Genomic DNA, 12,579 nt, shown 5'->3' with positions numbered 1-12,579 from the left:
GTTCAGGCGGGCTCCTCGTCAACCGGGATCGTGGCACCGGCCGGGTTTCCGGTGCTCTTCTCCGTGTCGATCGCCTGCTGCAGCAGCACCACGGCGGCGACCTGATCAACAATGCTACGAGACTTCTTCTGTGATCGCCCGGAGGACCGCAGCGCCGCATGGGCGGTGACGGTGCTGAGGCGCTCGTCCACCAGCCGCACCGGCGCACCGCTGCGCCGGCCGAGCGCCGCGGCGAACTCGCGCGCATCCGTCGTCGACGGCGTGTCCGCCCCCTGCATGTTCACCGGAAGTCCGACGACGAACTCCAGGAGGTCGTAGTCTCCGGCGATCTCGATGATGCGGTCGATCGAGAGGTCGTCGCGGGGAACGGTCTCCACGGGCACGGCGAGCATTCCATCGGGGTCGGATCGCGCCACACCGACCCGAGCACGGCCCACGTCGATGCCGAGGCGCACCCCGCGGCGGAACCCGCTCACGCGGCGTGCAGCTCCTGAGAGACGGACTCCAGCGCAGCGGGGAGCGCCGAAGCGTCCGTACCGCCGCCCTGTGCGACGTCGTCACGACCGCCGCCTCCGCCGCCGAGCACACCCGCGGCTCGCTTGGCGAGCACACCGGCCTTGGCACCCGCGGTGCGGGCGGCGTCGTTGGTCGCGACCACGACGACCGGCCGTCCGCCCACGACGGCACCGAGAGCGACGACCGCGGCCTCGGACCCGAGACGGTCGCGCACACCGAGGACGAGCTCTCGCACATCGTCGGCCGAGGCGACCTCGCCGAGCGACTGCGCGGCGATGAGGAAGGACCCGACACGCTGCGCGGCATCGGCGATGGCCGGCACCTGGCCGGCGCGCTCCTTCGCCTCGTACTGCGCGATGCGCTTCTCGGCGGCTTTGAGACTGGCCGCCAGATCGGCGATCCGCTCGGGCAGCTGCTCGCGCGGCGTCTTCAGCGAGGCGGTGAGCTGCGACACGAGTGCCCGCTCCGCCGCCAGCTCGCGGAACGCGTCCGCGCCGACGAGGGCTTCGATCCGACGGTTGGATGCGCCGACGGACGACTCTCCGACGACGCTGACCAGCCCGATCTCCGCACTGGTGCCGACATGGGTGCCCGCGCACAGCTCACGGGACCACGGGCCGCCGATGTCGACCATGCGGACCACGTCACCGTACTTCTCGCCGAAGAGGGCCATCGCGCCGGCCTCCTTCGCCTCGTCGAGCGAGACGATGCGCGTGGTCACCTCGAGGGCGTCCTGCACGGCGCGGTTGGTGATCTCCTCGATCTCGGAGCGCGTCTCGCCCGATAGCGCCTGCGACCACGAGAAGTCGAAACGCATGTACCCGGCGCGGTTCAGGGAGCCGGCCTGCGTGGCCGTCGGTCCGAGGGTGTCGCGAAGGGCGGCGTGGACGAGGTGCGTCGCCGAGTGGGCCTGACGCGCGGCACGCCGGTTCGCGGCGTCAACGACCGTCGTCGCGGCGTCATCCACGGCGACGGTGCCCCGCGTGACCTCCACGGTGTGGCTGATCAGACCGGGAACCGGACGCTGCACGTCGAGAACCTCGAGCTCGAATCCGGGGCCGACGATGGTGCCCTTGTCGGCCACCTGACCGCCCGACTCCGCGTACAGCGTCGTCTCGGCGAGCACCACCTCGGCGATCTGCCCCTCCGACGCACTGCGCACGACGGCGCCGTCGACCAGGATGCCGAGGATGCGCGACTCCACCTCGAGCGCGGTGTAACCGTCGAAGCCGGTCTCGCCGAGCGCACGGAGATCACGGTAGACCGAGACGTCGGCGAGCTGGCGCTTGCGGTTGCGTGCGTCGGCCTTGGCCCGCTGACGCTGCTCCTGCATGAGCGAGTCGAAAGCGGCACGATCGACGTCGAGCCCTGCTTCCTCGGCGACCTCGAGCGTGAGGTCGATCGGGAAGCCGTACGTGTCGTGCAGCAGGAACGCCTCGGGGCCGCTGAGCGTCTTGCCCCCGCCCTGCTTCGTCTGATCGAGCGCGAGGTCGAGGATGGTCGATCCCGCCACGAGCGTGCGCCGGAACGTCTCCTCCTCGGCGAAGGCGGACGCGGAGAGCGTCGACCAGTCCTTCTCGAGCACCGGGTAGGCCGACTTCATCGCGTCGCGCGACGTCGCGAAGAGCTCGGGGAAGACGGGCTCGTCGACGCCGAGCAGACGCATCGCGCGCACCGTGCGCCGCATGAGGCGGCGAAGGATGTATCCGCGGCCCTCGTTCGACGGCCGCACGCCGTCGGACAGCAGCATGAGCGACGAGCGCACGTGATCGGCGATCACGCGGAAGCGCACGTCGTCCTCATGGGACGCGCCGTAGCGGCGTCCGGACAGCTCGACCGCGCGGTCGAGCACGGGGCGCACCTGATCGGTCTCGTACATGTTGTCGACGCCCTGCTTGAGGAACGCGACGCGCTCGAGACCCATGCCGGTGTCGATGTTCTTCATCGGCAGCTCGCCGACGATGTCGAACTCGGTCTTGCTGCGGATGTTCTCGATGAAGTCCTGCATGAAGACCAGGTTCCAGATCTCCAGGAACCGGGAGTCGTCCGCGGCTGGTCCGCCGTCGTTGCCGTACGCGGGTCCGCGGTCGAAGAAGATCTCGGAGTCCGGGCCGCCGGGACCGGGCTGGCCGGTGTTCCAGTAGTTGTCGGCGCGGCCGAGCCGCTGGATGCGCTCCGGCTTCAGCCCGATGATGTCGCGCCAGATCGCCTCGGCCTCGTCATCGGTCTCGTAGACGGTGACCCAGAGGTCCTTCTCGTCGAAACCGTAGCCGCCGTCGGCCTCGGAGCTCGTGAGCAGCTCCCAGGCGTAGCGGATGGCGCCTTCCTTGAAGTAGTCGCCGAACGACCAGTTGCCGAGCATCTGGAAGAACGTGCCGTGCCGAGCGGTCCGACCGACCTCTTCGATGTCGTTGGTGCGGATGCACTTCTGCACGTCCGCGATCCGGGGGTGGGGTGCAGGCACCACGCCGGTCAGGTACGGGATCATCGGCACCATGCCGGCCACCGTGAACAGCAGGGAGGGATCGTCGCTGACCAGAGAGGCCGACGGGACGATGACGTGGTCGTTCTTCTCGAAGAAATCGAGGTAGCGCTGCGCGATCTCCGCAGTTTTCATAGAGTGCCGGGTGTCCTTGCGTGAGAATGCCGCGCCGAGGCGCAGCGAGGGTCAGTTCTTGCCCGGCTCCGTGAGCCGTGCCTCCTGCTCGCGATAGGCATCGCCGAGGGCAGCCGTGAATCCGTTGATCCGGGCATCGACCTCGGCGAGGATGTCGTGACCCCGCGGGTCCTTGTCCATGAAATGAGCGACGACGAAGCCGCCGATCAGACCGAACACGAACCATCGCAAGCTCTTCATGTCACCATCCTTGCCTCTATCCGCGAAGGCGCGGTTTCTCCATCGTAGGCGGAAACGACAGAAGGCGTCGGGTTGCCCCGACGCCTTCTGCGAATTACTCGATCGCTGGATCAGCGAGCTGCGTAGTACTCGACGACGAGCTGCACTTCACAGGTCACGGGGACCTCGGCGCGCTTCGGACGACGGAGCAGACGAGCCTGGAGCTTGTCGAGCTCGACCTCGAGGTAGCCGGGAACGGGGGGAAGCACCTCGGCGTGACCGCCGGCTGCCGCCACCTGGAAGGGCTCGGTGCCCTCGCTCTTGGGCTTGACGTGGATGAGCTGACCCGGCTTCACGCGGAACGACGGGCGGTCGACGAGCTGGCCGTCGACGAGGATGTGACGGTGCACGACGAGCTGGCGAGCCTGCGCGGTGGTGCGGGCGAAGCCCGAACGCACGACGAGCGCGTCGAGACGCATCTCGAGGAGCTCGACCAGGTTCTCACCGGTCAGGCCGTCGTGACGACGAGCCTCGTTGAACGTGTTGCGCATCTGCTTCTCGCGGATGCCGTACTGCTCGCGCAGACGCTGCTTCTCACGCAGACGGACGGCGTAGTCGCTGTCGGCCTTGCGCTTGGTGCGGCCGTGCTCACCCGGAGCGTACGGACGCTTCTCGAGGTAGCGGGCGGCCTTCGGGGTGAGAGCGACGCCGAGGGCGCGGCTGAGACGCACCTTGCGGCGGTCCTGGGACTTCGTGGTCACGAAGCTGTCCTTCCGATGACGTGGTCGCGTCTTTCGCGACTCACGGACGTATCGTCCGCGTTCTGCCTGGGAGCGCACGCCGGGGCACCGGCCAGGTGGGGTGTGAACGAGGAGATGCCCGAAAACTCGGTTTCGAGCCGGTCAAGTCTAACAGATCGCCGGTCGGCTCGATGGGGCAGCTCAGCGATCGCCGAGGATGCGGCGGATCCGCTCCAGGCGGGCGGCGACGTCGCGCTCGGCTCCGAGGGTCTTCGGCTCGTAGTACCGCCGGCCGTCGAGCTCGTCTGGCAGATACTGCTGCGGCACGATGCCGTACTCGCTGTCGTGCGAGTAGACGTAGCCCTTGCCGTGGCCGAGCCGCTTCGCGCCGGGGTAGTGCGCGTCGCGCAGATGCACGGGCACCCGGCCGAAGCCGCCCTTGCGGATGTCGGCGATCGCGGCGTCGATGCCGACGTACGCGGCGTTCGACTTCGCCGTCGTCGCCAGGTACACCGTCGCCTCGGCCAGCGGGATGCGCCCCTCCGGCATTCCGATGAACGCGACGGCATCGGCGGCGGCGACCGCGATGACGAGGCCCTGCGGATCGGCGAGACCGACGTCCTCGGATGCCGAGATCACGAGGCGCCGCGCGATGAACCGCGGGTCCTCCCCCGCCTCGATCATGCGGGCGAGGTAGTGCAGCGCGGCATCCGGGTCGGAACCCCTGATCGACTTGATGAACGCGCTGATGACGTCGTAGTGCTCGTCGCCCTGACGGTCGTAGCGCAGCAGCGCCTTGTCGACGGCCTGCGAGACGTCGTCGGCGGAGACCGCCGGCGCGCCACTCGCCTCGGCGTCCTTCTTCTTCCTGCCCTTCGCCGGGGCGTCGGCCGCATGCGAGAGCGCCACCGCGGCGGCGGCTTCGAGACCGGTGAGCGCACGACGGGCATCGCCGGACGCGAGTCGGATGAGCGCGGACCTCGCCTCATCGCTCAGCGCGACGGCACCGTTCAGACCGCGCGCGTCGCCGACCGCCCGGTCGACCAGCAGGCCGATGTCGTCGTCGGTGAGCGGCTGCAGCGTGAGCAGAAGCGACCGCGACAGCAGCGGGGAGATCACCGAGAAGGACGGATTCTCCGTCGTGGCCGCGATCAGGATGACCCAGCCGTTCTCGACCCCGGGGAGCAGCGCATCCTGCTGGGCCTTGGTGAACCGATGGATCTCGTCGAGGAAGAGGATCGTCGTCTGACCGTAGAGGTCGCGCTGGGTGATCGCCTCCTGCATCACCTCGCGCACGTCCTTCACGCCGGCGGTGACCGCCGAGAGCTCGACAAAGCGGCGCCCCGAGGAACGGGCGATCGCCTGAGCGAGAGTGGTCTTGCCCGTGCCGGGAGGACCCCAGAGGATGATCGACACCGCACCCGGCGATGTCGCCTCCGGGTCGGCGAGTGCCACGATCGGCGAGCCCGATCGCAGAAGATGACGCTGCCCGGCGACCTCGGAGAGGGAGACCGGGCGCATGCGCACGGCGAGAGGCGTCTGCCCGGAGAGCAGCGCGGCAGGGGACGTCATCCCACCAGGCTACTGGCGGGTCACGACACTCGGGTGACGCTCAACGCACCCCGCCGCCGACGGTAGGCTCTGAGGCGACGTGACGCACCGTCGCACGGATGGGAGATCGAGGCATGGCCGCACGCGGTTCGAGGAGCACCCGGCAGGAGCGCGTTCAGGCCGAGCGCCGCACCCGTCTGCACACCGCGCGCACGATCTGGCATCAGGGGCAGATCCGTCGCCGCACGCGCGACAACGCCATCGCGGCGATCGCCGGGTCCGTCATCGTCCTCGCCGCCATCGCGAGCCAGGTCGTGCATGCGCAGGTCACCGCTCCTGAGCCCACGCCGACGCCGACCGTCGAGCCGACGACCGCGCCGACCGAGGCGCCGGTCGAGACCCCGGTTCCGATCCCCTCGGACACCCCGGCGGAGTAGCCGGCCACGACCCCGCGTCCGGTCAGTACTCGATGACGGCGAGCCGATAACCGCGCTTCACGACGGTCTGCACGAGCTCGGCGCCGCACAGCGACTCGCGCAGCCGGGCCACCGCGACCTCGACCGCGTGGCCGTTGCGGTCGCTGCCGGGGAGGACGCGTCCGATCTCCGCACGCGAGAGCACGCGGCCGCCCGCGACGAACAGCGCCTCGATGAGGCGCGCGGCCGTGTGCGACAGCGGCACGAAGCGCTCGTCGATCAGGACTCCGCCGCTGCGCACCTCGAGGCGCCCGGCATCCGTCTCCAGCGACGGCGCACGGCCGCCGCCGAAATGCGCGATCACACAGCGGGCGAGTGATCCGAGGCGCCCCCGGTCCGCGATCGTCGTCTCCAGGTCGGCCGACAGCAGCGGTCCCGCTGTGATGGGGCCGACCGCGGCGAGGAGCAGTCTGCCGGTCGCGGCACGGCGACGGATGTCGTCGAGCACTCCCGCCTCCTCGGCGACGGCGAGCCAGGAGGCGGCTCCGGGAGCGGAGGTGAAGAGCACGGCATCCGCTTCGCCCGCGCCCGCCTGGCGGGCCGACCGGCGCACCACCTCGGGGTCGGGCGGCGGTCCCCAGCGATACACCGTCACGCTGACGACCTCGGCACCGGCCTCCGTCAGCAGCTCGTCGAGCCCGTCGGATCCGGCGCCGTGGTGCTGGACCACGATCCGCTTGCCCGAGATCCCCGAGGCGAGCAGATACTCGCCGACCTCCGCGGAGGTCTCCGACTCCGCGACCCAGTCGGCGGTGAACCCTGCCTGCTGGATCGCGCCGTGCGCCTTGGGTCCGCGGGCGACGAAGTGCGCACCGCGCAGCGCCGCGCCGATGCGCTCATCGAGACCGTGCTCGTGCGCGGCATCCATCCACCCGCGGAACCCGACGCCGGTCGTGACGACGACGATGTCCGGCGGCGCGGAGATGAGCTGCTCGGTCCGGAGCATCAGCTCCGCGTCATCCGCGTTCGCGACGATGCTGAGCGCGGGAGCACGATGCACCTGTGCTCCCCTCCGCTCGAGCGCCGTCGCGAGGTCGACCGAGCGGCGGTCGGCGGCGACGATGATCGTGCAGCCGGCCAGCGCGGAGTCGAGTGTGGGTGTGTTCGTCACGCCGAGCTCTCCGCGAACTGCGACGTCGTGGGCAGCAGCAGTCCGGCGCGTGCGACGTCGCCGATCACGATCACCGCGGGATTGACCACGGCGGCCTCCTCTGCGTCGGCCACGATAGCGCCCAGGGTGCTGCGCACCGTGCGCTGTCGCGGCGTGTGCCCGTTCTCGACGACCGCGACCGGACGATCGACGGGGATGCCGTGTCGGAGCGCCGCATCGACCAGCCGAGGGAGCGCGGCCACGCCCATCAGCACGACCGTGGTCACGGACGGGTCGGCGAGCGACGACAGGGTGCTGTCGGTGAACGGCCCCTGGCCGTTCACCACGTGCAGGGCGGATGCCACGCCGCGATGCGTCACCGGGATGCCGGCCGCCTGGGGCACGGAGATCGCACTGCTCACTCCGGGTGTCACCGAGACGGGGATGCCCGCGGCCTCGCAGGCGAGCACCTCCTCGCCTCCACGACCGAGGACGAAGGGATCGCCCCCCTTCAGACGCACGACGCGCCTTCCCGCCCGCGCATGGTCTACGAGGAGTGCGTTGATCTGCGCCTGCGGCACCGGGTGATGCCCCGGACGCTTGCCGACGTCGATGACGATGACCTCAGGACCGAGCTGCGCCCGCACCTCGTCCGCCGGACCCAGCCGATCGGCGACCACCACGTCGGCCTCGGCGAGCAGACGATGGGCCCTCAGGGTCATCAGATCGGCGGGCCCCGGTCCGCCGCCGACGAGATCGACGCGCCCCACACGCGTCGATCCGCCGCTCGTCCACGATCCTGCCGTCCTCCTCCGACGGAACCGGAACATCATGCGCCGTCCTCCCCGGCGGCAGCCCCCGCGACGTCGACATGCACCCCGTCGGCCGTCACCCGGACGGGGTACACCCGCAACGACGCATCCGGCTTCCCCTGCGTCTCCAGGCACGCCCCGGTGCGCAGGTCGAACACCTGCTTGTGCAACGGCGACGCGACCGTCGGCGCCTCTCCCCTGGTCCCCACGATGCCGCGCGAGATCACGTTAGCGCCGCTGTACGGATCGAGGTTCGACACGGCGTGCACCGTGCCGTCGGCGAGCAGGAACAGCGCCAGCTGCTCGCTGCCGAGCAGCGCCGCGCGCCCGCGCTCGACCTCGAGGTCGGAGATCGCGCAGATGCGCACCAGGGTCTCCTCCGCGATCAGACCGGTCATCGTCGTACCTCCAGTGCCGTCCCGGCGATCAGGACCGCGCCCGAACGACGCTCCTCGGCCGTCGCCGGCCTGATCTGCCCGCGCTCGGCCACGTACCCGAGGGACGGGTCAGGGGTGTCCGCCGCGTTGACGAAGGAGCGGAACCTCTCGAGCTTCTGGGGATCCTTCAGCGTCGCGGCCCACTCGTCCTCGTAGTGTTCCACGTGCAGCGCCATCGCGGCGTCGAGATCGTCGCAGATCCCGAGGCTGTCGTCGAAGATCACGGACCGGAGGCCGTCGAGTCCTCCCTCGACCTCCTCGCACCAGGGAGCCGTGCGCTGCAGCCGATCGGCCGTGCGGATGTAGTACATGAAGAACCGGTCGATCGCGCGGATCAGACCCTCGTCGTCGAGCTCCGACGCGAGCAGCTGCGCGTGCCGCGGCGTGAAGCCGCCGTTGCCGCCGACGTACATGTTCCACCCGTTCTCCGTCGCGATGATCCCGACGTCCTTCGAGCGGGCCTCCGCGCACTCCCGCGCGCATCCCGAGACACCGAGCTTCAGCTTGTGCGGTGCGCGCAGCCCGCGGTACCGCAGCTCCAGCTTCACGGCCATGCCCACCGCGTCCAGCACGCCGTAGCGGCACCAGGTCGACCCCACGCACGACTTCACCGTGCGCAGCGACTTGCCGTAGGCGTGACCGGATTCGAAGCCGGCATCCACCAGCCGCTCCCAGATCAGCGGCAGCTGCTCCAGACGCGCGCCGAACATATCGATGCGCTGACCGCCCGTGATCTTCGTGTACAGGGCGAAGTCCTTCGCGATCTGCCCGATCGCCAGCAGGCCGTCCGGCGTCACCTCGCCGCCCGGCATCCGCGGGACGACGGAGTAGGTGCCGTCCTTCTGCATGTTCGCCATCACGTGATCGTTGGTGTCCTGGAGCGTGGCGTTCTCGCCCTCGAGCACGTGCTGGCCGACGAGTCCCGACAGGATGCTGGCGATCGCGGGCTTGCAGATGTCGCAGCCGCGACCGCGTCCGAAGCGCTCGACGATCGAGCTGAACGTCGACAGCTCGGCGATCCGCACGGCGTCGAACAGCTGACGGCGCGACATGTCGAAGTGCTCGCACAGCGCGTTCGACACCGTCTGGCCGAGCTTGGTGAGCTCCTGCCCGACCACCTTCTTGACCATCAGCACGCACGAGCCGCAGGTCGCGCCCGCCTTCGTGCACCCCTTGACGGCCGCCGCATCCCGGCAGCCCTCCTCGTGCACGGCCTGGCGGATCCGCCCCGCCGAGACGTTGGAGCACGAGCACACGACGGCTTCGTCCGGGAGCTCCCCCATCGGTGCGGCGTTGCCCCCTTCCGGCAGCAGGTAGGCCGACGGATCGGCACCGAGCCTGGCACCCACGAGCGGCCGCAGCGAGCCGTAGGCGCTCGCGTCGCCGACGAGGATGCCGCCGAGCAGCGTCTGCGCGTCGTCCGAGAGCACGAGCTTCTTGTAGACGCCCGCCACGGGATCGGCGTAGACGACGTCGAGCGCGTCGGGGGTACGGGCGAGCGCATCGCCGAAGCTCGCCACGTCGACACCCGAGAGCTTGAGCTTGGCGGATTCGTCGTAGCCGGGGAAGCCGGCGTCTCCTCCGAGCAACCGGGTGGCCGCGACCTCCGCCATCGCGTATCCCGGAGCCACGAGGCCGACGCATCGGTCGTCGAAGTTCGCGACCTCGCCGATCGCGAGGATGTTCGGGTCGGACGTCGAGCACCGCTCGTCGATCAGCACACCGCCCCGCGGGTGCACCTCCAGCTCGGCGTTTCGCGCCAACTCGTCCCGCGGGCGCACGCCGACCGTGAACACGACGACATCGGCCCGCTGGAACGAGCCGTCCTGGAACTCCAGTGCCGTGACCGCCCCGGACTCGTCCGGGTCGAGCCTCGTCGTCCGTGCCTGCGTGCGCACCGTGATGCCGCGGGCCTCGAGCAGACGCTTCAGCATGCCGCCACCGGCCTGATCGAGCTGCGCCGACATCAGGCGGTCCGAGTACTGCACGACCGTGGTGTCGACGTCCAGCCCCTGGAGCGCACCCGCCGCCTCCAGGCCCAGCAGGCCGCCGCCGATGACCGCGCCGCGCAGAGGGCGGCCGAGCGCGCTCGCCCGCCGGGAGACGAAGTCCCGGAGCGCCTGCACGTCGTCGAGCGTGCGGTAGACGAAGCAGCCGGGGAGATCGGCGCCGTCCACGGCCACCCTGGCGGCGTAGGAGCCGGTGGCGAGCACGAGCGTGTCGTAGTCGTAGTTGCGACGCGAGCGCGTGCGCACCGAGCGGGCGGAGCGATCGATGCGCAGGACGCGATCGTTCTGGATCAGACGCACCCGCGCGTCGCGGAAGACCGAGCGGTCGAGTTCGAGGTCGTCCGGGGTGGCGCCCGAGAAGAAGCTCGTCAGCCCCACGCGGTCGTATGGCCCGCGCCCCTCGTCGCCGATGACGGTGACGCGCACATCCGCGTCGGCGCGGCTGAGCAGGCTCTCCACGAATCGATGCGCCACCATGCCCGCTCCGACGACCAGGATCTCGTGCGGCGTGGATGCGGTGTCGTTCATGGGGCTCCTGTCGACCGGGGGAACTGTCGTGCTGGCGACGATAGGAGCGCCGTGTTTCTCGGAGAGGACGCTGCATGTTTCACCCGTCGAACGATCTCCTCACAGATCGGTAACGATGATGTGAGAACGGCGGGCCTCACCGGCAACCCGCGGGCGTACTAGGCTGAGCCTCGTCCTTTCCGCCTCCCGCGGCCTTACCGCGCAAGGAGAATCACCGTGTCTGCCACCGAGCCGTCGAAGCCGACTCCCCCCGTTCCCGCACCCCCCGCCGTGCCGATGCCCCGGAAGGCGCCGACACCGGCCGTCGTGCCGCCGGTCGCCCCGGCCCCGGCATCCTCGTCGTCGTCCGCCGAATGGGGCCGCGTGTCCGAAGACGGCACCGTCGAGGTGCGCGAGGGCGACGCCTGGCGCGTGGTGGGCCAGTACCCCGACGGGACCCCCGACGAAGCGCTCGCCTACTTCGTGCGCAAGTTCGACGACATCGCCTTCAAGGTGCACGCGCTCGAGCAGCGTCAGCAGTCGGGCGGGGCGTCCGCGAGCGATCTCGCCAAGCAGGCCGGTCACCTCATCGACGAGGCGACGGATGCCGCCGCCGTCGGAGACCTCGCCGGTCTGCGCGACCGTCTGAACGCCCTCACCGCATCGCTCTCCGAGGCCACGGAGCAGGAGGCGCAGCAGGCGAAGGAGCTCGTCGACAAGGCGATCGCCGAGCGGACCGTCCTCGTCGAGCGCGCCGAGGCGATCGCCGGGCGCGACCTCAGCAAGGTCCAGTGGAAGCAGGTCACGGCCGAGCTCGGCGAGCTGTTCGACGCCTGGCAGGCGCAGCAGCAGACCGGCCCTCGCCTGTCGAAGGGCATCTCGCAGCAGCTCTGGAAGCGATTCCGCGATGCTCGCGCCGTCGTCGACAAGCAGCGACGCGCCTTCTACTCCGAGCTCGACGACACCCACAAGGTCGCTCGAGACGCGAAGTCCCGTCTGGTGGAGCGCGCAGAGGCTCTCGCCCCGCGCGGCACCGACGGCATCCCCGCCTACCGCAACCTGCTCGACGAGTGGAAGGCCGCCGGCCGTGCCGGGCGCAAGGCCGATGACGCGCTCTGGGCGAAGTTCAAGGCGGCAGGAGACGCTCTCTACGCCGCCCGCGCCGAGCAGGCCGCCGCCGAGGAGGCCGAGTCCGGCCCGAAGATCGAGGCCCGTCAGGCCCTGCTCGAAGAGGCCAAGGCCGTCGCCGACGAGTCGAACATCAAGCGCGCCCGCGCGCTGCTCACCCGCATCCAGCAGCAGTGGGACGAGATCGGACGCGTCTTCCCCCGGGAGAAGGAGCGCGCTCTGGACGACCGCCTCCGCGTCATCGAGCAGGCTCTGAAGGCGCGCGAAGAGGTCGACTGGAAGAAGAACAACCCCGAGACCAAGGCCCGCGCCAATGACATGAGCTCGCAGCTGCTCGAGGCGATCGAGAAGCTCGAGGCCGAGCTCGCGGCGGCGGAGAAGGCCGGCGACAAGAAGGCGGCGAAGGCTGCCGCCGATGCGCTCGAGGCTCGACGCACCTGGCTCAGCGCACTGGGCGGCTGACCCGGTTCTCCACAG

At 70.2% G+C, this 12,579-nt stretch carries 11 protein-coding genes; 2 read left to right on the top strand and 9 right to left on the bottom strand.

Annotation, left to right across the window (positions count from 1 at the left end):
• Positions 1-2: 2 nt before the first annotated feature.
• The 5 genes from ruvX to LBN7_RS19375 all read right to left on the bottom strand — a co-directional run bounded on the left by ruvX (position 3) and on the right by LBN7_RS19375 (position 5,664).
• Positions 3-476 (bottom strand): Holliday junction resolvase RuvX, encoded by a 474-nt coding sequence (ruvX, locus tag LBN7_RS19395; RefSeq protein WP_407360544.1) that lies wholly within the window; start codon positions 474-476, stop codon positions 3-5.
• Positions 473-3,133 (bottom strand): alanine--tRNA ligase, encoded by a 2,661-nt coding sequence (gene alaS / locus LBN7_RS19390; RefSeq protein ID WP_116634920.1) that lies wholly within the window; start codon positions 3,131-3,133, stop codon positions 473-475. Before alaS ends, ruvX begins: the two co-directional genes overlap by 4 nt.
• 51 nt (positions 3,134-3,184) lie before the next feature.
• Positions 3,185-3,373 carry a hypothetical protein gene (locus tag LBN7_RS19385; RefSeq protein WP_116634919.1) on the bottom strand — a complete coding sequence of 63 codons (189 nt, stop codon included), beginning with the start codon at positions 3,371-3,373 and terminating at the stop codon, positions 3,185-3,187.
• A 110-nt stretch (positions 3,374-3,483) separates the two neighbouring features.
• The gene (rpsD, locus tag LBN7_RS19380) at positions 3,484-4,113 is read right to left on the bottom strand and encodes a 30S ribosomal protein S4 (protein WP_116634918.1); all 630 of its coding nucleotides are present in this window, start codon (positions 4,111-4,113) and stop codon (positions 3,484-3,486) included.
• A gap of 180 nt (positions 4,114-4,293) precedes the next feature.
• The gene (locus LBN7_RS19375; RefSeq protein ID WP_407360543.1) at positions 4,294-5,664 is read right to left on the bottom strand and encodes a replication-associated recombination protein A; all 1,371 of its coding nucleotides are present in this window, start codon (positions 5,662-5,664) and stop codon (positions 4,294-4,296) included.
• Between the two features lie 113 nt (positions 5,665-5,777).
• On the opposite strand from LBN7_RS19375, the gene LBN7_RS19370 reads away from it, so the two are divergent.
• Complete coding sequence (locus LBN7_RS19370; protein ID WP_243408872.1) at positions 5,778-6,080, top strand: hypothetical protein; 303 nt, start codon at positions 5,778-5,780, stop codon at positions 6,078-6,080.
• Between the two features lie 22 nt (positions 6,081-6,102).
• On the opposite strand, the gene LBN7_RS19365 is transcribed toward LBN7_RS19370, so the two are convergent.
• Genes LBN7_RS19365 through nirB form a run of 4 tightly spaced genes read right to left on the bottom strand, consistent with a single transcriptional unit; the run spans position 6,103 to position 10,995 of the window.
• On the bottom strand, positions 6,103-7,230 hold the full coding sequence (locus tag LBN7_RS19365; RefSeq protein WP_116634915.1) for a uroporphyrinogen-III synthase: 1,128 nt from the start codon (positions 7,228-7,230) through the stop codon (positions 6,103-6,105).
• Entirely contained in the window at positions 7,227-8,042 is an 816-nt protein-coding gene (cobA, locus tag LBN7_RS19360) for a uroporphyrinogen-III C-methyltransferase (protein ID WP_116634914.1), read from the bottom strand. The genes LBN7_RS19365 and cobA overlap by 4 nt, the downstream gene beginning before the upstream one ends.
• Positions 8,039-8,419 carry a nitrite reductase small subunit NirD gene (gene nirD / locus LBN7_RS19355; RefSeq protein ID WP_116634913.1) on the bottom strand — a complete coding sequence of 127 codons (381 nt, stop codon included), beginning with the start codon at positions 8,417-8,419 and terminating at the stop codon, positions 8,039-8,041. Before nirD ends, cobA begins: the two co-directional genes overlap by 4 nt.
• Positions 8,416-10,995, bottom strand: a complete 2,580-nt coding sequence (nirB, locus tag LBN7_RS19350; protein WP_207769939.1) for a nitrite reductase large subunit NirB — start codon at positions 10,993-10,995, stop codon at positions 8,416-8,418. The genes nirD and nirB overlap by 4 nt, the downstream gene beginning before the upstream one ends.
• Positions 10,996-11,211: 216 nt before the next feature.
• Here nirB and LBN7_RS19345 point away from each other — a divergent pair, with 216 nt between their 5' ends.
• Entirely contained in the window at positions 11,212-12,564 is a 1,353-nt protein-coding gene (locus tag LBN7_RS19345) for a DUF349 domain-containing protein (RefSeq protein WP_207769938.1), read from the top strand.
• Positions 12,565-12,579: the final 15 nt, after the last annotated feature.

Origin of the sequence: Microbacterium sp. LBN7 (genome assembly GCF_045690345.1) — a bacterium.
In the GTDB taxonomy this organism is placed as follows: Bacteria; Actinomycetota; Actinomycetes; order Actinomycetales; family Microbacteriaceae; genus Microbacterium.
This window is presented reverse-complemented; position numbering and strand designations above follow the sequence as displayed.